At 69.2% G+C, this 16,200-nt stretch carries 19 protein-coding genes; 4 read left to right on the forward strand and 15 right to left on the reverse strand.

What is annotated here, in order from left to right:
• Positions 1-36: 36 nt before the first annotated feature.
• From ETD85_RS02815 to ETD85_RS02840, 6 genes are all read right to left on the reverse strand, one after another.
• Positions 37-1,362: an NADH-quinone oxidoreductase subunit D gene (locus tag ETD85_RS02815; RefSeq protein WP_138687991.1), complete on the reverse strand. Its 1,326-nt coding sequence runs from the start codon at positions 1,360-1,362 to the stop codon at positions 37-39.
• Positions 1,363-1,408: 46 nt separating this feature from the next.
• Positions 1,409-2,113 carry an NADH-quinone oxidoreductase subunit C gene (locus tag ETD85_RS02820; RefSeq protein ID WP_138687992.1) on the reverse strand — a complete coding sequence of 235 codons (705 nt, stop codon included), beginning with the start codon at positions 2,111-2,113 and terminating at the stop codon, positions 1,409-1,411.
• Complete coding sequence (locus ETD85_RS02825; protein WP_090945242.1) at positions 2,110-2,661, reverse strand: NuoB/complex I 20 kDa subunit family protein; 552 nt, start codon at positions 2,659-2,661, stop codon at positions 2,110-2,112. The genes ETD85_RS02820 and ETD85_RS02825 overlap by 4 nt, the downstream gene beginning before the upstream one ends.
• A 2-nt stretch (positions 2,662-2,663) precedes the next feature.
• Positions 2,664-3,059 carry an NADH-quinone oxidoreductase subunit A gene (locus tag ETD85_RS02830; protein WP_138687993.1) on the reverse strand — a complete coding sequence of 132 codons (396 nt, stop codon included), beginning with the start codon at positions 3,057-3,059 and terminating at the stop codon, positions 2,664-2,666.
• A 64-nt stretch (positions 3,060-3,123) separates the two neighbouring features.
• Positions 3,124-4,362 (reverse strand): geranylgeranyl reductase family protein, encoded by a 1,239-nt coding sequence (locus tag ETD85_RS02835; protein WP_138687994.1) that lies wholly within the window; start codon positions 4,360-4,362, stop codon positions 3,124-3,126.
• 503 nt (positions 4,363-4,865) lie between these two features.
• Complete coding sequence (locus tag ETD85_RS02840; protein WP_138687995.1) at positions 4,866-5,582, reverse strand: demethylmenaquinone methyltransferase; 717 nt, start codon at positions 5,580-5,582, stop codon at positions 4,866-4,868.
• A gap of 78 nt (positions 5,583-5,660) precedes the next feature.
• On the opposite strand from ETD85_RS02840, the gene ETD85_RS02845 reads away from it, so the two are divergent.
• On the forward strand, positions 5,661-6,866 hold the full coding sequence (locus ETD85_RS02845) for a hypothetical protein (RefSeq protein WP_138687996.1): 1,206 nt from the start codon (positions 5,661-5,663) through the stop codon (positions 6,864-6,866).
• Here the strand turns inward: ETD85_RS02845 and ETD85_RS02850 are convergent.
• The gene (locus tag ETD85_RS02850; RefSeq protein ID WP_138687997.1) at positions 6,863-7,081 is read right to left on the reverse strand and encodes a DUF4229 domain-containing protein; all 219 of its coding nucleotides are present in this window, start codon (positions 7,079-7,081) and stop codon (positions 6,863-6,865) included. The genes ETD85_RS02845 and ETD85_RS02850 overlap by 4 nt on opposite strands.
• 256 nt (positions 7,082-7,337) lie before the next feature.
• Here ETD85_RS02850 and ETD85_RS02855 point away from each other — a divergent pair, with 256 nt between their 5' ends.
• On the forward strand, positions 7,338-7,559 hold the full coding sequence (locus ETD85_RS02855; RefSeq protein WP_026214226.1) for a BldC family transcriptional regulator: 222 nt from the start codon (positions 7,338-7,340) through the stop codon (positions 7,557-7,559).
• A 229-nt stretch (positions 7,560-7,788) separates the two neighbouring features.
• On the opposite strand, the gene ETD85_RS02860 is transcribed toward ETD85_RS02855, so the two are convergent.
• Complete coding sequence (locus ETD85_RS02860) at positions 7,789-8,031, reverse strand: hypothetical protein (RefSeq protein WP_138687998.1); 243 nt, start codon at positions 8,029-8,031, stop codon at positions 7,789-7,791.
• A gap of 10 nt (positions 8,032-8,041) precedes the next feature.
• Positions 8,042-9,283 (reverse strand): hypothetical protein, encoded by a 1,242-nt coding sequence (locus tag ETD85_RS65460; RefSeq protein WP_240778834.1) that lies wholly within the window; start codon positions 9,281-9,283, stop codon positions 8,042-8,044.
• Between the two features lie 137 nt (positions 9,284-9,420).
• Between ETD85_RS65460 and ETD85_RS02870 the strand changes: the two genes are divergently transcribed.
• Positions 9,421-9,714 (forward strand): PLD nuclease N-terminal domain-containing protein, encoded by a 294-nt coding sequence (locus ETD85_RS02870; RefSeq protein ID WP_138687999.1) that lies wholly within the window; start codon positions 9,421-9,423, stop codon positions 9,712-9,714.
• On the opposite strand, the gene ccsA is transcribed toward ETD85_RS02870, so the two are convergent.
• From ccsA to ETD85_RS02895, 5 genes are all read right to left on the reverse strand, one after another.
• Positions 9,711-10,622, reverse strand: a complete 912-nt coding sequence (gene ccsA / locus ETD85_RS02875) for a cytochrome c biogenesis protein CcsA (protein WP_138688000.1) — start codon at positions 10,620-10,622, stop codon at positions 9,711-9,713. The genes ETD85_RS02870 and ccsA overlap by 4 nt on opposite strands.
• On the reverse strand, positions 10,612-12,171 hold the full coding sequence (gene resB / locus ETD85_RS02880; protein WP_138688001.1) for a cytochrome c biogenesis protein ResB: 1,560 nt from the start codon (positions 12,169-12,171) through the stop codon (positions 10,612-10,614). The genes ccsA and resB overlap by 11 nt, the downstream gene beginning before the upstream one ends.
• On the reverse strand, positions 12,171-12,893 hold the full coding sequence (locus ETD85_RS02885) for a cytochrome c biogenesis CcdA family protein (RefSeq protein ID WP_138688002.1): 723 nt from the start codon (positions 12,891-12,893) through the stop codon (positions 12,171-12,173). The genes resB and ETD85_RS02885 overlap by 1 nt, the downstream gene beginning before the upstream one ends.
• On the reverse strand, positions 12,886-13,452 hold the full coding sequence (locus tag ETD85_RS02890) for a TlpA family protein disulfide reductase (protein WP_138688003.1): 567 nt from the start codon (positions 13,450-13,452) through the stop codon (positions 12,886-12,888). Before ETD85_RS02890 ends, ETD85_RS02885 begins: the two co-directional genes overlap by 8 nt.
• A gap of 82 nt (positions 13,453-13,534) precedes the next feature.
• Complete coding sequence (locus ETD85_RS02895) at positions 13,535-14,173, reverse strand: histidine phosphatase family protein (RefSeq protein WP_138688004.1); 639 nt, start codon at positions 14,171-14,173, stop codon at positions 13,535-13,537.
• A 100-nt stretch (positions 14,174-14,273) separates the two neighbouring features.
• Here ETD85_RS02895 and ETD85_RS02900 point away from each other — a divergent pair, with 100 nt between their 5' ends.
• The gene (locus tag ETD85_RS02900) at positions 14,274-15,131 is read left to right on the forward strand and encodes a DMT family transporter (protein ID WP_170246471.1); all 858 of its coding nucleotides are present in this window, start codon (positions 14,274-14,276) and stop codon (positions 15,129-15,131) included.
• Between the two features lie 9 nt (positions 15,132-15,140).
• Here the strand turns inward: ETD85_RS02900 and ETD85_RS02905 are convergent, their stop codons facing one another.
• Positions 15,141-16,061: a LysR family transcriptional regulator gene (locus ETD85_RS02905; protein ID WP_138688006.1), complete on the reverse strand. Its 921-nt coding sequence runs from the start codon at positions 16,059-16,061 to the stop codon at positions 15,141-15,143.
• Positions 16,062-16,200: the final 139 nt, after the last annotated feature.

Consider the following 16,200-nt stretch of genomic DNA (forward strand, 5'->3'; position numbering starts at 1 on the left):
GCGTGCTGTGTCCAATTGTTCCCTCGCTGCGCTCGTTCACCTGTCCACACCTCCCATGACGGGGTCGATAGAAGCCACCGCGGCGATGACGTCGGCGATCTGGCCGCCCTCCGCCATCGCGGGGAAGCCCTGCAGGTTGCAGAAGGACGGCTCGCGGAAGTGCACACGGTAGGGGCGGGTGCCGCCGTCGCTGACCACGTGCGCGCCGAGCTCGCCCTTGGGCGACTCGATGCTGGCGTACGCCTGCCCGGCCGGCACCCTGAAGCCCTCGGTCACCAGCTTGAAGTGGTGGATGAGGGCCTCCATGGAGCTGCCCATGATGTGGGCGATGTGGTCGGGCGAGTTGCCGAACCCGTCGGGGCCGAGCGCGAGCTGCGCCGGCCAGCCGATCTTCTTGTCCTCGATCATCACCGGGTCGCCCTTGAGCGGGCCGGCGATGCGGTCCAGAGCCTGCTCAATGATCTTGAGCGACTCCTCCATCTCCTTCATGCGCACGAGATAGCGCGAGTAGACGTCGCAGCCGCGCTCGGTGGCGACGTCGAACTCGTAGGTCTCGTAGCCGCAGTAGGGCTGCGACTTGCGCAGGTCCCATGGCAGGCCGGCGGCGCGCAGGATCGGGCCGGTGATGCCCAGCGCCATGCACCCGGTCAGGTCGAGGTAGGCCACGTCCTTCGTGCGGCGCACGTAGACGGGGTTCTCGTCCAGGAGCTTGCGGATGTCCTTGATGCGCTTGGGCATCTCCTTGAGGAACTCGCCGACCTTGTCGACCGCGCCGGCGGGCAGGTCGACGCTCACGCCGCCCGGCCTGATGTAGGCGTGGTTCATGCGCAGGCCGGTGATGTACTCGAACAGGTCCATGATCATTTCACGATCGCGGTACCCGAAGAGGAACGGCGTGGTCGCGCCCAGCTCCATGCCGAACGTGCCCATCGCGACCAGGTGCGAGGCGATGCGGTTGAGCTCCATCATCATCACGCGGATGGCCTGCGCCCTGTCGGGCACGCGGTCCTCGATGCCGAGCAGCTTCTCCACACCCATGCAGTAGGCGGTCTCGTTGAAGATCGGCGAGAGGTAGTCCATGCGGGTCACGAACGTGGTCCCCTGGGTCCACGTCCGGTATTCCATGTTCTTCTCGATGCCGGTGTGCAGGTAGCCGATGACGCCGCGCGCCTCGGTGACCGTCTCACCGTCGAGAGTCAGCACCAGGCGGAGCACTCCGTGCGTGGACGGGTGCTGCGGGCCCATGTTGACGACCAGGCGCTCCTCTTCGGAGTCGCGCACGCCGGTGACGACCTCGTCCCAGTCGGCGCCGGTGACCGAGTAGACCTTGCCCTCGGTCGCCTCGTCATAAGAGGTGCTCATGGGTGTTCCTCCCTGCGGTCGTCAACGCTCAGCTCCACAAGGTCGCTCACGCGTAAGACCTCCTCTGGTCGGGCGCAGGGATGGTCGCGCCCCGGTATTCGACCGGGATGCCGCCGAGCGGGTAGTCCTTGCGCTGGGGGTGGCCGTCCCAGTCGTCCGGCATCATGATCCGGGTGAGCGCGGGGTGGCCGTCGAAGATGATGCCGAAGAAGTCGTACGCCTCGCGCTCGTGCCAGTCGTGACCAGGGTAAACGCCGACAGTGGATGGAATGTGCGGGTCGGAGTCCGGAGCGCTCGCCTCGACGCGCACGCGCCGGTTGTGGGTGATCGAGCACAGGTGGATGACCGCGTGCAGCTCCTCGCCCACCAGGTGCGGGTAGTGGACGCCGGTCACGCCGAGCGAGAGCTCGAAGCGCAGCGCGGGGTCGTCACGCAGCTTCTGGCACACCTCGACGAGGCGCTCGCGCTTGACGTGCAGCGTGAGCTCGCCGCGGTCCACGACCACGCGGTCGATGGCGTCGTCGAGCGCGAGCTGGTCCACGAGCTCGTCGAAGTAGCCGCCGTAGGGGCGGGCCGTCGAGAGCTGGGGCGCCCGGCGGACGACGAGGCCGCCGTAGCCGGAGGTGTCGCCGGTGTCCTGCGCGCCGAACATGCCGCGCCTGGCGACGGGCGACTCCGGCACCGCGGGGACCGGGGCCTCGGGGGTCTCCCCGCTGTCCGGGCTGCCGGGGAGGTTGTCGGGCGAGGTCACTTCGCGGCCCCCTGATCGATCAGCGGCAGCGTGCGCAGCGCCTGCAGCTCGAGGTCCTCGATCTGCTTGGCGCGGTGCGCGCCGAACTTCATGTTCTGGATCTTGTCGTGCAGCTTCACGATCGCGTCGATCAGCATCTCCGGCCGCGGCGGGCAGCCGGGCAGGTAGATGTCCACCGGCACGACGTGGTCGACGCCCTGCACGATCGCGTAGTTGTTGAACATGCCGCCGCTGGAGGCGCACACGCCCATGGAGATGACCCACTTGGGCTCGGCCATCTGGTCGTAGATCTGGCGCAGGACGGGTGCCATCTTCTGCGAGACGCGCCCGGCGACGATCATGAGGTCGGCCTGGCGAGGAGACGCCGAAGCGCGCTCCATACCGAAGCGCGCCAGGTCGTAGTGGGGGCCACCGGTGGCCATCAGCTCGATGGCGCAACACGCGAGACCGAAAGTGGCCGGCCACACGGAGTTCTTGCGCGCCCATCCGGCGGCCGCTTCGACCGTGCTGAGGATGAACCCGCTGGGGAGTTTCTCTTCAAGTCCCATTTTCAGTCCCAGTCCAGACCCTTGCGGCGCCACACGTACGCGTAGGCGACGAGCACGGTGACGATGAACAGCAGCATCTCCACGAGCGCGAACAGCCCGAGGCCCGAGGACAGCACCTGGCCGGCGTCGTTCGTCTCCGGGGCGAAGGAGACCGCCCACGGGTAGAGGAAGATGATCTCGATGTCGAACACGATGAAGAGCATCGCGGTGATCATGTATTTGAGCGGGAACCGTCCGCCACCGACCGGCTGGGGCGTCGGCTCGATGCCGCATTCGTAGGCGTCAAGCTTGGCGCGGTTCCAGCGCTTGGGACCGGTGAAGGGAGCGATGGCGACCGAGAAGATCGCGAAGCCCCCCGCGAGAACGGCGAGCACCAGGATGGGCACGTAAAGGTCCATCGCTACGCCTCCTCTGGAGTCGCCACGCGCGCGGGCGCGCAGCTTGATCTGTTGATTCGGAGATTCATGCTGGTGGGGCGACCTTTGAGAGTGCGTTAATGATCATGTCCGACGCATCGCCTCGCCGGTCGGTGAGATTACCAAGGAGTTTGAGCGCAAAGCGCATCAGCCTCGGGTGAGGCAACCCGTGCCTGGTGCCGAAGCTCATCACACCCGGCTTTCCGATTGCCTCGACGAACAACCGCCCGAGCGTGAAATAACCGCCGTAGGCGTCTTTCAGCACGGTGGGATAGGTCCGCAGGATCCGCTCACGCTGCGCGGGAGTGGTGTCCTTCAGGGCCTTCGCGATGATCTCTGCGGCGATCTCGCCGGTCTCCATGGCGTAGGCGATGCCCTCGCCGTTGAACGGGTTGATCGACCCGCCGGAGTCACCCACGAGCACCAGGCCGCGCGTGTAGTGCGGCTGCCTGTTGAAGGCCATCGGGAGCGCGGCGCCGCGGATGGGCGTCGTCATGTTCTCCTCGGTGAAGCCCCAGTCGGCCGGCATCGAACGGCACCAGCGGCGCAGCAGGTCGCGGTAGTCGATGCTCTTGAACTGGTCGCTGGTGTTGAGCAGCCCGAGGCCCACGTTGGCCGTGCCGTCGCCGACGCCGAAGACCCAGCCGTAGCCGGGCAGCAGCGTGTCGCCGTCCCACAGCTCCAGCCACGTCTCCAGGTAGTCGTCGTCGTGGCGGGGACTCTCGAAGTAGGTCCGCACCGCCACGCCCATCGGCCGGTCTTCCCGCTTGTGCAGGCCCATGCCCAGCGCCAGGCGGGTGCTGTTGCCGTCGGCGGCCACCACGACGCGGGCGCGGTATTCGCGGCCGTCCTTGGTCGTCACGCCGACGATGTGGCCGCTGCGGTCGTCCAGGACGGGCCCGGTGACGTTGACGCCCTCCATGAGGCGGGCACCGTTCTTGACGGCGGTGGCGGCGACGATCTGGTCGAAGTCCTGGCGGGTGCGGACGAGGCCGAAGTCGGGGAAGCGCTCCAGCTGCGGCCAGTCGAGCTCGAAACGCAGGCCGCCGCCGACGACGCGCAGGCCCTTGTTCCTGATCCAGCCGGGTGCGTCGATGTCGACGCCCATGTTCAGCAGCTGCTTGACCGCACGAGGGGTCAGGCCGTCGCCGCAGACCTTCTCGCGGGGAAACCTGGTCTTCTCCAGCAGCAGCACGTCGAGGCCGGCCTGAGCGAGATGAAAGGCGGTCGCGGAGCCGGCGGGCCCGGCGCCGACGACGATGACGTCGGCGTCATTCTCGCTCATGATCGCGCCCGCTTCGCCAGTGGTCGGCTCGGGCGCCGCTGTCTCGTGGCGAGCTCCTGCGCTTGCGCTGTGGCTCTTGGCACGGTCACTGGACTGTCCTGTCCTACACGCTCGAAGGCCTCGGGGTGTGGCGCCTTCGTTCCTTTGTGAACCCCTTCACAAACTTGTCGGCCCGCAGTCTACTGCTTTTCCTGTACATAGTGGCAGTCGGGGTGCTGTTCTGTGATCCAAGAGGAGGGCGTGTCGCCTGGGGCCTCGAAGTCATGATCGTCACGCTAGCAGCCGCTCTCGCGACGGCTCCCGCGCGCCCTGGAACGCCCGCCCGCCGGCACCCCCGCCACACTGCGATCTCTTCGCCGAACCGGGGATTATTACACCGAGAACTCGCCCGAAAATCGCATCCGAAAATCCGGGAAATCGCGCGGGCGCGCCCACGCGAGCCTTCACTCGCGAATAGCGGAATTGCACTGCCGTCACCGGAGCCCGTGGACCCGCCGCCGGGCTCAGGCGGGCTTGAATGCCCGGTGCATGGCGACGATCCCCATCGTGAGATTGCGCCAGGCCACGCGTTCCCAGCCGGATTCCTGGATGATCCGGGCCAGCGTCGGCTGGTCGGGCCAGTCCCTGATCGACTCGGCCAGGTATTCGTAGGAGTCGTCGTTGGACCCGAACACCTTCGCCACCTTCGGCAGCAGCCGCATCAGGTATTCGCGGTAGACCATGTCGAACGGGCCGAACGTCACGTGCGAGAACTCCAGGATCACCAGGCGCCCGCCGGGCTTGGTCACCCGCAGCATCTCCCGCAGCGCCTGCGCGGTGTCGTGCACGTTGCGCAGCGCCACCGAGATCGTCACCGCGTCGAAGACGTCGTCGGCGAACGGCAGCCGCAACGCGTCGCCCGCGATGAACGGCACTCCTTGCCCGGTCAGCGCGTTGCCGCCGTGGCGCCGCACGCCGGTGCGCAGCATGCCGAGCGAGAAGTCCGAGGCGATCGCCCGCGCGCCCAGCGTGGTGAAGGCGTCGGTGGACGTGCCGGTGCCCGCCCCCAGGTCAAGGACGATCTCCCCAGGGCCCGCGTCGACGGCGGCGGCCACCGCCTTGCGCCAGAGCCTGACCTGCCCGAGGGAGATCACGTCGTTGACCACGTCATAGCGCCGGGCGGTGCGATCGAACATCGCGGCGACCTCGTCCGGCTGTTTGTCCAACTGAGCGCGCGTCATGCCCCACAGCCTATGGCTATCAGGACAATCAACGGAAAGTAGCCGCGAGACTACCGAACGTCTGCTAGATATTGGCGAATGCTTGCCCGTGTCGCCCTTGCGGCGATCATCGCTTCGGCCCCCGCCGCGCATTCCCGCGTGGTGTCGGCCGACCCGGTCGACAGCACACCCCACGTCCTCGACGGCATCGTCAACGCCATCACCGTCATCGGCCGCACCGTCGTCGTCGGCGGCTCGTTCACCGAGGTGACCGACGCCGGGCGGACCACCGCCTACCGGCGTGACAACCTGTTCGCGTACGACCTCGTGACCGGCCGCGTGCTGCCGGACTTCAGACCCGGCGTCGCGGGCCCGGTCTACGGCCTGGCGGCCGGCGATCACGGCACCGTCTACGTCGGCGGCGAGTTCCCCGGCGTCAACAACATGCGCTCCAGAGCGCTGGCCAGGCTCAACCTGAGTGACGGCTCGCTGGTGCCCGGCTTCGAGCCGCGCATCGGCGGCGGCATGGTGTCCACGCTGGCCAGGCAGGGGTCCCGGCTCTACGTCGGGGGCGACTTCATCAGCCCGAGCACCGCGCTGGCCAGGCTCGACGCGGCCACCGGCGCGGCCGACCCGGACTTCGCGATCGCGCCGGGAGACTCGCTGACGCCCAGGGTCAAGGTCTACGCGCTCGCGCTCTCCAGAGACCGGCTGGCGGTGGACGGCACGTTCACCACGCTCGGCGGCCACTCCAGGCCGCAGCTCGGGCTGATCGACGTCTCCGGCCGGGTCGCGCGGGTCGCGCCCTGGCGCACCGACGCGTACGCGCGCCCGTGCATGAGCAACTTCCCCTCGTACGTACGCGGCCTGGACTTCTCCCCCGACGGCCGCTATTTCGCGGTCGTCACCACGGGCGGGCCGCGCGCCGGGATGTGCGACACGACGGCCAGGTTCGAGACGTACGCCAAGGGCTCGGCCATCAGGCCCACCTGGGTCAACAGCACCGGCGGCGACTCGCTCTACGCGGTCTCCGTGACGGGGGCGGCGGTCTACGTCGGCGGCCACCTGCGGTGGCTGGACAATCCGCAGGGCCGCGACTCGGCCGGCCCCGGAGCCGTGTCACGGCCCGGCATCGGCGCCATTCATCCGCACACGGGAAAGGCCCTGAGTTGGAATCCCACTCGGGAGCGCGGCATCGGTGTGAAGGCGTTTTTCGCGCATCCCGGTGGACTACTTGTCGGTAGCGACACAACGAGACTCGGACGGGAGTACCATGCCCGGATTGGCATGTTCCCCCTGCCCTAGTCGTCCTGCGGCTTCGGCCGGTCGATCCTGTCGGTGATACGTGCGCTCATGGCATCGCGCTGCTTGGACAGCAGGACGAAGCTGGCTATCCCGCTGATCAAGAAAGAAACCGCGATCAGCAGCAGCAGGTTTGTGGGCCAGAGCAGGTACAGGACACCGAGGGTCACGAGAAACAGGCCGATCCGCGACGCGGTGTAAACGAGAACGGGACGCACAGTCCGAGGTTACTCGGACCTGCGCAGCGGTCGCTCTTCGCATCGGACGCGAGCACTGCTACTGTTCCCAGTCAGGGAGTTTCGTAAAGAAACACCCACGAGAGCCCCAAAGAGGCTCTATCATATAACAATCGGGCAGTCAGCTGATAACAACCCGTGATCTTTGTAGAAAACCACGGATAAATCAGGCTTCGCTCGACACACTGGTTACCTGTCCGCCCGCTGGCAGGAAGCGGGATGCGAGGGGGAGAGATTGGTGGAGAGTAGCAGCGAGCGTCTGCTGACCCCAGGAGAGGTTGCCGCCCTCTTCCGGGTAGACCCAAAGACGGTTACACGCTGGGCTGCGGCAGGCCGCATCAGCAGTATCCGCACCCCCGGAGGGCACCGGCGCTTCCGCGAGTCGGAAGTGCACGCCCTTCTCCGAGGCGAGGACGTTCTTACGGCCGACAGGCCAGCAGGTGAGTCCCCGCGCGTCTGACGTTCCGTCTAGTCGGTGATCCTGCGCGGTGGGTCGTTTTACAACGGTCCATCGCAGGTGGCAGAGCTTGTACCTACCGCCAGGATCACCGCTGGCGGAGCCCACTGTTCGCGTGCTTCCCGGCCACACTTCCGTACGGTGAGCACAGGGCGGCGCCATCCGCCGACCGTGGCTGGCGCCTGTCCGATCGATGCGACCAGGTGTCCCCCGCCTGTCCTCGCGAACGCGATCAGGCCTCTCCCTGCTCCGCCTTGAAGGCCAGGAACTCGCGCTCCAGCTCGTCGTTCTCCTCTTCCCAGCGCCGGCGTCGTTCCACGGCCTCCTCCTCCGTCAGCGACTCTGCCAGCCACTGTTCGTAGTCGGGGTCACCGGGCTGCACTTCCACGTACGCGTTGCCGATCAGACGCCCGTCTTCGCTGGTCAGGCTCTGCGGCACCCGCAGAGTCCCGTCCGCGAGCCGGATGACGTACATGGTGGATCACCTAGATTCCGTAGCGCCGGTTGAAGAACAGCATGACGTTGAGCGCCATCCGCGTGTCGCCCCCGAGCATGTCCACGAGGGCCGGCCGCTGGCGGGCGGCGATGGCGGCGAAGGCGTCGGCGAAGAACTCCTTGCGGCCGAGCCCGCCGGGCTGCCGGTGGAAGGACGAGGCCAGCAGCGGCATCGCCGTCTCGTGCAGCTGTGCGAACTCGGGCGAGTCCGAGACCCACTCCCCGTAGGCCGAGTCGATGTCGTCGATGGCGTGGCCGACCTCGTGCATCATCACGTCGGGTGTCGGTGAGGGGCGGTCGCCCACCACGATCTTGCGGTCGCCGTACGCGCCCGCGCAGATGTCCCAGGTGGCGCGTCCCGAGGGCAGCGGGGCGCCGCGTAAGTACCCCATGTCGTCGAGGTCGGGGACGCCGCCGCTGCCGACGTAGATGCCTTCGAGGCCCGCGGCGAGCTTCTCCTTCAGGCGGTCGGGCAGCCTGGCCAGGCTCTCCACGGCGCGGACCACCTCCACCGGCGGCGGGCCCTGCCAGGCGTCCCACTGGCGGTGCAGGATCGACTCCAGCTTGCCGCAGTGCCGCAGCCCGTCGCCCATGGACGGCGCGTCGGGGCGGTTCGGCTGGGCTCTGGGCGGCTTGTCGTCGATCTCGAAGTCCTGCCAGGTGTAGCGGGGGCGTTCGGCCACGGCGGCGGGCAGCTGCTCGGGGCGGCCGCGTAAGGCGAACCCGTCCCACGTCACCTCGCGGCCCGCGTCCTGCGCCCGCCGCTCCTGGCGTCCCTGGGGCCCGCGCTCCTGAGACCTGTGCTCCTGAGGCCGGCCGTTTTGGTGGCTCTCCCAGTGGCTCGCCCGTTGGCTGTCACGGTGACTGTCACGGTGACTGTCGCGCTGGCTGTCACTGTGGCTGTCGCGGTGGCTGTCGTGGTGGCCGAACAGCGGTTGCTCGTCGCCGCCCGGCCAGGCCAGCCGTTCGGGCTCCGGCCGTACGGACTCGGCGGGGCGCTCCCTGAAGAGGGACCGCTCGCCGCGGAGAGCGCTCGTGCCGCTCCCCGGGCGGCGCTCGGCGCCGTCGCGACCCCGGCCGAGCCCGCGCGTCTCCTGGTGGCTCTCGCGGGCGTTGGACCAGAAGGACCGGTCGGCGTCAGGAGGCGCCTCGCCGCGCCGCGAGAAGAGGTACGACCCGCGCCGCCACCAACGACCGCGCCGATGCCGGCCCTTGTCGTGAGAAAAGGCCATCACACCTCTCAACGCCTGTGGAGCCCCGTGGACACCGCCGCATCGGGTTCCACCGTACGACGTCGATCTTCCCCTAGTCACCCGAAATGGGACATCGGGCAGCACGATCACGTCGCGGGATGGCTTAAAGTTCGGGCATGGCAGGTGTTCTGATCGGCCTGGCGCTGCTGGCCTTCTGGCTCTTCTCATTGTTCGACGTGGTCACCACGCCCGAAGATGAGGTTAGGAACGTACCAAAACCACTGTGGATCCTGATCGTCGTGCTGATCCCACTGCTCGGCGGTCTGGTGTGGATGGCGCGCGGCCGCCCGCGGGCCCCGCGCGCGGCGTGGCCCGTGCCCCCGGGTCCGGGCGCGCCGAAGGGGCCGGACGACGACCCCGACTTCCTTCGCGACCTCGACCGCCGCATGCGCGGCGACGATCTGAGCTAGTCCACGTCCGCGTAGCTGTGCAGTCCGTCGATGAAGATGTTGACGCCGACGAGGTTGAACAGGAGGCAGCAGAACGCCACCAGCTGGACGATCGTCGCTGCCCTGCCCCGCCAGCCGGCGGTCACCCTGGCGTGCAGGTAGGCGGCGTAGGCCACCCACGTGATGAAGGACCAGACCTCCTTCGGGTCCCAGCCCCAATAGCGGCCCCATGCCCGGTCCGCCCAGAGCGCGCCCGCGATGACGGCGAACGTCCACAGCGGGAAGGCCAGCACGATCGCCCGGTGCGCCACCCGCTCCAGGTCCTCCCGCGCGGGCAGGCGGGACATCCCGTCGCCGCGCAGCAGGAAGAGGATCCCTGACACGCCCGCCAGCGTCAGCAGGCCGGTCGCGAGGATGGCGGCGGTGACGTGGATGGCGATCCAGTACGAGTCCAGGGCGGGCACGACGGGCCCGGCGGCCGTGTAGAAGACCTTGACCGCGAACCCGAGCCCGAGTGCGGCCGTGACCATGACGAAGGCGCCCAGGAAACGCACGTTGTGGCGGATCTGGGTGCCGAGGAACGCGGTCACGGCGGCGAAGCAGATCGCCACCACGAACTCGTACATGTTGCCCCACGGCCACCGGTCCACGGACAGGCCGCGCGTGGCGATGGCGCCCAGGTTGGCGGCCCAGCCCAGCCAGGCCAGCCCGAGAGCCACCAGCCCGGCCTTGGCCGCGCCGCCCGAGGGCCTGCCTGTATCGACCGGCGCCGCGCCATCGGCGCCCGCGCCGGCCACGGCCACGTCGGCGGCGCCAGGGGTCCGGCCGAAGGCCAGCTCGACCGCGAAACCGACCATGGCGAAGACGTAGAGCAGGACGGCGGCGACGACGAACAGGTCGCTCAGCTCGGCGAGTTGCTCAGCGGACATCCTTTGCTCCTGCTGATAGAACCTTCACGATGTCGGCGAACTCCTCGGTGAAGCCCGCCGCGGAGCCCTCTGTACGGGTGAGGCCGCCCACCACGGTCTCACCTTCCTTGATCCGGACGAAGATCCGGCGGCGCCGGATCATGAGCGAGAGCGCGATAGCGACGACCGCCGTTGCCCCGGCCACGAGAGCGGGCATCCGGCCCGGGTCGTAGGCCGTCTGGAGCGTGATCCACTGCTTGACGGCGGTGAACTCGATCTTGCCCTTGCCGTCGGGCAGGTCCACCGACTGCCCGACCGCGAGGGGCTTGGGCGTGTTGGAGCCCATGAACAGCCGGTCGAGCTTCTTGAGCGCCTCGTCCTCGGCGAGCACGTAGACCGACTGCGGCTTGCCCGAGCGCACGCCCAGGTCGCCGGAGAAGGCCCCGAGTATCTGCACCTCGGGGTTGAGCTCGCCGGGGAAGGCGGAGGCGTAGCTGCCGTCGGTCAGCGGCACGCTGGTGGGCAGGAACTGCAGCAGGAACCCGAGCTGGACCGGTTGCGCGTCGGGCACCTTGACCACGCAGCCGGAGGTCATCGTGGCCTTCTGCTCGATCAGGCACGGCACGGGCCCCTCGAAGGCGACCTGCCCCTTGCCGTCGGTGACCTTGAAGACCGGGGCGTAGCCGTTGCCGATGAGGTAGGTCTGGGTGCCGTCGATCTCGAGCGGCTCGTTGACCTTGAGGTCGTAGTCGCGGACCGGCGCGCCGGGCGAGTCGGTGACCTTGAGCCGGGCGGTGTAGTCGAGCGCCTGGCCCTTCTTGTCGCCCGTGACCTGGTAGGCGACCTTGAAGTCGTCGAGCTGGAACGAGAACGGCTCCAGCGACTCGGCCGAGACCTGGCCGCCGGGGATGAACCGGTCGTAGGCGGCCACGGTGTTGGCGAACCCGTCGCCCTCGACGACCAGGACGTTGCCCCGATAGCCGAACAGGGAGCCGCCGCCGATCGCGAGCAGGATCCCGAGCAGCGCGATGTGGAAGAACAGGTTGCCGGTCTCGCGCAGGTAGCCCTTCTCCGCCGACACCCAGCCGTCGCCGGTCACGACGCGGAAGCGCAGCTTGCGCAGCCGCCGCGCGGCCTCATCGACGGACAGGCCGCCCTCCAGGGTGGCGGAGTGGGGCAGGCGGGACAGGTTCTTCGGCGCGGCGGGCGGCTTGCGGCGCAGCTCGCGCACGTAGGTCGCGGTGCGCGGGATGAGGCAGCCGATCAGCGAGGCGAACAGCAGCAGGTAGACGGCCGCGAACCAGGACGAGGTGAACACCTCGAAGAGCTGGAACCGGTCGTACCACTCGGCCAGCACCGGGTTCTGCTCGTAGATCCGCGCCACCTTGTCGGGGTCGACGCCGCGCTGCGGAACCAGCGAGCCGGGCACCGAGCCGAGCGCGAGCAGGAACAGCAGGATCAGCGCCGTCTTCATCGAGGTGAGCGTCCGCCACGCCCACCGCAGCCAGCCGATCGGCCCGAGCCGGACGTGCTTGGGCGCCTGGTCCTGGGACAGCTCCGTGACGCTCATCAGATCACCGGCTCGAACGCGCCGACCAGACCCTGCATGCCCGCGATCATCTCTCCCCATAGCCCCGACACGAGCAGCACGCCGACGGCCACCATCATGCCGCCGCCGATCCGCGTGATCAGGCGCGAGTGGCGGCGGATGGCCCGGAACGTGCGCAGCGCCTTGCTGTAGGCGAGCGCCGCGCCCACGAAGGGCAGCCCGAGGCCCAGGGCGTACGCGACGGCCAGGAGGGCCCCGCGGGCGGCGCTGCCCTCGTTGAGCCCGAGCGCCAGCACGACGGCCAGGGTGGGGCCGATGCAGGGCGTCCAGCCCAGCCCGAACACCACTCCGAGCAGCGGCGCGCCCGCCAGCCCCGCGGCGGGCAGCCGGTGGATGCGCACGTCGCGCATCAGCCCGGGGATCACGCCCAGGAACGCCAGCCCGAGCAGGATCGTCACCACGCCGAGCACGCGCGTGATGAGGTCGGCGTTGAGCAGCATCATCGAGCCGAGCCCGCCGAACAACGCCCCGCTGAGCACGAACACCAGCCCGAAGCCGGCCACGAACAGCACCGTGCCGAGCACCAGCCGGCCCCGCTTGGGGTCGGCGCTCATGCCCGTCACGTACGACAGGTAGCCGGGCACCAGCGGCAGCACGCACGGCGACAGGAACGACACGACCCCGGCGAGCACCGCGATCGGCACGGCCAGGAGCAGCGAGCCCGAGGCGACGACGTCACTCATCGCGGACCTTGGTCACGGTGTCCATCAGGTCGGTGTACTTGACCGCGCCCAGCGCCCTGGCCGCGATCCTGCCCTGCTTGTCGATGATCAGCGTGGACGGGATGGCCGCGGGCGGCACGGTGCCCTGGAAGGCCAGCGCCACCTTGCCCGGCTGGTCGAACAGGTGGGGATAGCCGGTCTGCTCGGTGCGCTCGAACGCCAGCGCGTCGGCCTGCCGGTCCTTGAAGTCGACGCCGAGGAACTCCACGCCGCTGCCCTTGGTCTTGGCCGCGACCTCCTTGAGCACCGGCGCCTCCGCCCGGCACGGGCCGCACCACGACGCCCAGAAGTTGAGCACGACGACCTTGCCCTTGTGCGCGGCGAGCGAGGCGGTGGCCCCGTCGAGGGTCGGGCCCTCGACGGCGGGGGCGGCCTTGCGCTCGCCCGCGCCGAACACCTGCATCTTCCCGTCGCCCGCGACGAACCGGGTGTCACCCGCCTGGGGTTGACCACTCTGATTACCCGCGCAGCCCGCGACCAGCACAGCCAGGAGAACGAGGGAGATGGACTTCGCGCGCACGGAGGAAGATCTCCTTGTACTACAACCGGTAGAGCTTGCAACTCTACCTTCGGGACCGTACGCCCCGGACACTGGGGAGCGATCAGGCCCCGGGGATGGAGGGACCCGTCTGCAGCGACCCCGCGGGCTCGCTGTAGCCGATGCTGATCAGGCGGTCCCCGTCGAACGTGAGCGTGGTGAGACTGGCCAGCGCGCACTGCCTGCGCCTGGGGTCGTGCCAGAGCCTGCGGCCCTCCGCGGCGCTCCTGATCGCCCAGATCGGGAGCTGGTGGCTGACCAGGACGGCCTCGTGCCCGCGCGCCGCCGCCCTGGCGTCGTCGATCACCGAGCGCATGCGCTTGACGATGACCGGGTACGGCTCGCCCCAGGACGGGCGCAGCGGGTTCCAGAAATAGCGGTAGTTGCGCGGGTTGCGGAGCACGGCGAGCCCCTGGCCGATCATGCGACCCTGCAGCAGGTTCCCCGCCTCGATCAGGCGGTTGTCCTGGACGATGTCGAGCCCGAGCTTCTCGGCCAGCGGGGCGGAGGTCTCCAGGGCTCGTTCGAGCGGCGAGCTGTACAGGGCGACGATGTCACGGCCGCTGACGGCCTTGGCGACCGTCTCGGCCATGAGCTGACCTGTCTCGGACAGGTGGTAGCCGGGCAGCCTGCCGTACAGGACGCCCTCGGGGTTGTGCACCTCACCGTGGCGCAAAAGGTGGACGACGGTGGTTTCAGCCATGGTGTGGCACAGCCTATCCGCTCGGATGCGTCATGCGGCCGGAGCCCGCCCCTGTGGGCAATTCGGGCGTGGGTAAAGTCTGGCCCCGGAAGGAGCCTTCGTGAGTCTCTGGGCACTCGTTCTCATCCTCGTCGCCGCCGTGGCCCACGCCTCCTGGAACGTGCTGAGCAAGAAGGCCGCCCAGGCCGACCACGTCGTCTTCCTCTGGCTGGTCGCCGTCGCAGCGGCGATCGTCTGGAGCCCGCTGTTCGCCGGGTTCCTGCTGGTCACGGGTACCGTGCCGAGCCGGCTGGACCTTTTGGTCGCCGGCGGCAGCACGCTGCTGCACCTGGGCTATTTCGTGCTGCTCCAGCGCGGGTACGGCACCGGCGACCTGTCGGTCGTCTATCCCGTCGCGCGTGGCACGGGCCCGATGCTGGCCAGCCTGGTCGCGGTGCTCTTCCTCGGCGAGCGGCCGTCGCCCGCGGGCGTGGCGGGGATCGTACTGGTGGGCCTGGGCGTGTTCCTGCTCAGCGGCGGCCTGTCGCGCGGCGCGCTCGAAGGGGTGGTGCCCGGGCTGGTCGTGGGGTTGTTCATCGCCGGCTACACGGTCTGGGACTCGCAGGTGGTGAGCGCGTTCGCCGTGGCGCCGTTGCTGCTCAACTACCTCGGGGAGGTCGGGCGCTCCCTCGCGCTCACGCCCTTCGTGCTGGGGGCGCGGCGCAGGCTGATCGTCCCGGTGTGGCGGGAGCACCGGTTCCGGGTGCTGGGCGCGGCTGTGCTGATCTTCCTGTCGTACCTGCTGGTGCTGATCGCGTTCACGATGGCCCCGGTGACCGTGGTGGCGCCGGCCCGCGAGATCAGCGTGCTGATCGCGGTCGTGCTCGGCGGGCGGCTGCTGGCCGAGGGCGATCTGCCGCGCCGGCTGCTGGCGGCCGCGGTGATCCTCGGCGGCGTCGTCGCCATCGCGCTGGGCTGACGCGGGGGCTCAGGACACCGCCCAGGCGTTCTCCTGGGACCTGCTCGCCTCGGCCAGCGCCTCGACCAGGGCCCTGATCGCGGGACGGCGTGCGGCGTCCGTACGCCACACCGCGTAGATGCGGCGCGACTGCCGCGGCCTGAGCGGGACGAGCCGCACGCCCTCCGGCACGCAGTCCCGGCCGAGCCGCGGCACGATGGCGCAGCCGAGGCCGGCCGCCACCAGGGCGAGCTGGGTCGGGTACTCGTCGGCCATGCAGGCGATCACCGGCTCCAGCGAGGCGTTGCGCAGCGTGAAGACCAGCCAGTCGTGGCAGACCGTGCCCGGCGTGGAGCTGATCCACAGCTCGCCGTTCAGCTCGGCCAGCTCCAGCTCCTTCCGGCCGGCCAGCGCGTGCCCGGCGGGCACCGCGACGTCGGCGACGTCGTCGAGCAGCGTGGCCTTGGACAGGCCGTCGGGCAGCGCCATGGGCCGGTTCAGCCAGTCCTGGATCACGCCCACGTCCAGCTCGCCCCTGGCGACCTCGCGCATGACCCGCTCGGGCTCGCGCTCGTTGAGCTGCACCCAGAGGTCGGGATGGCGGGTCCTGAGCGTGGCGAGCGCGCCGGGCATGAGGCCGCGCACGGCGGTGGGGAACGCGGCGACGTTCAGGCGGCCGACGACCTCGCCGCGCAGCGCCTCGAAGTCCGCCTCCGCGGTCTCGACCAGGGCGAGGATCCGCTCGGCGTGCTCGGCGAGCAGCCCCGCCGCGTCCGTCAGGCGCACGCCGCGGCCGTTGCGCTCCATGAGCCGGGCCCCGGTCTCCCGCTCCAGCTTGGCGATCTGCTGGGACACGGCGGACGGGGTGACCATGAGCGCGTCGGCCGCCGCTCCGACCGACCCATAGACGTGAACTGCGTGAAGTGCCTTGAGCCGGTTCAAGTCCAACATGTAAGCCAGTCTAAATGGTTTAGCGTAGAAAGTCTCGCTTGTCGTTCACTGTGTAGCAGACGAAAATAGATGCATGAGAATCATCAAGGAAAAGAAGCAGCAGCAGAGCTCGCCCTCCTACCTGAGGACCCTGGCCGAG

The sequence above is a fragment of the Nonomuraea zeae genome (assembly GCF_005889725.1).
Classification (GTDB): domain Bacteria; phylum Actinomycetota; class Actinomycetes; order Streptosporangiales; family Streptosporangiaceae; genus Nonomuraea; species Nonomuraea zeae.

Excerpts from the sequence above, each read along its gene's own strand:
- ETD85_RS02895 (WP_138688004.1), bottom strand. The coding sequence starts at position 14,173 with ATGGCTGAAACCACCGTCGTCCACCTTTTGCGCCACGGTGAGGTGCAC.
- ETD85_RS02860 (WP_138687998.1), bottom strand. The coding sequence starts at position 8,031 with ATGTACGTCATCCGGCTCGCGGACGGGACTCTGCGGGTGCCGCAGAGC.
- ETD85_RS02845 (WP_138687996.1), top strand. The coding sequence starts at position 5,661 with ATGCTTGCCCGTGTCGCCCTTGCGGCGATCATCGCTTCGGCCCCCGCC.
- ETD85_RS02840 (WP_138687995.1), bottom strand. The coding sequence starts at position 5,582 with ATGACGCGCGCTCAGTTGGACAAACAGCCGGACGAGGTCGCCGCGATG.
- ETD85_RS02870 (WP_138687999.1), top strand. The coding sequence starts at position 9,421 with ATGGCAGGTGTTCTGATCGGCCTGGCGCTGCTGGCCTTCTGGCTCTTC.
- ccsA (WP_138688000.1), bottom strand. The coding sequence starts at position 10,622 with ATGTCCGCTGAGCAACTCGCCGAGCTGAGCGACCTGTTCGTCGTCGCC.
- ETD85_RS02835 (WP_138687994.1), bottom strand. The coding sequence starts at position 4,362 with ATGAGCGAGAATGACGCCGACGTCATCGTCGTCGGCGCCGGGCCCGCC.
- ETD85_RS02885 (WP_138688002.1), bottom strand. The coding sequence starts at position 12,893 with ATGAGTGACGTCGTCGCCTCGGGCTCGCTGCTCCTGGCCGTGCCGATC.
- ETD85_RS02830 (WP_138687993.1), bottom strand. The coding sequence starts at position 3,059 with ATGGACCTTTACGTGCCCATCCTGGTGCTCGCCGTTCTCGCGGGGGGC.
- ETD85_RS02825 (WP_090945242.1), bottom strand. The coding sequence starts at position 2,661 with ATGGGACTTGAAGAGAAACTCCCCAGCGGGTTCATCCTCAGCACGGTC.
- ETD85_RS02815 (WP_138687991.1), bottom strand. The coding sequence starts at position 1,362 with ATGAGCACCTCTTATGACGAGGCGACCGAGGGCAAGGTCTACTCGGTC.
- resB (WP_138688001.1), bottom strand. The coding sequence starts at position 12,171 with ATGAGCGTCACGGAGCTGTCCCAGGACCAGGCGCCCAAGCACGTCCGG.
- ETD85_RS65460 (WP_240778834.1), bottom strand. The coding sequence starts at position 9,283 with ATGGCCTTTTCTCACGACAAGGGCCGGCATCGGCGCGGTCGTTGGTGG.
- ETD85_RS02905 (WP_138688006.1), bottom strand. The coding sequence starts at position 16,061 with ATGTTGGACTTGAACCGGCTCAAGGCACTTCACGCAGTTCACGTCTAT.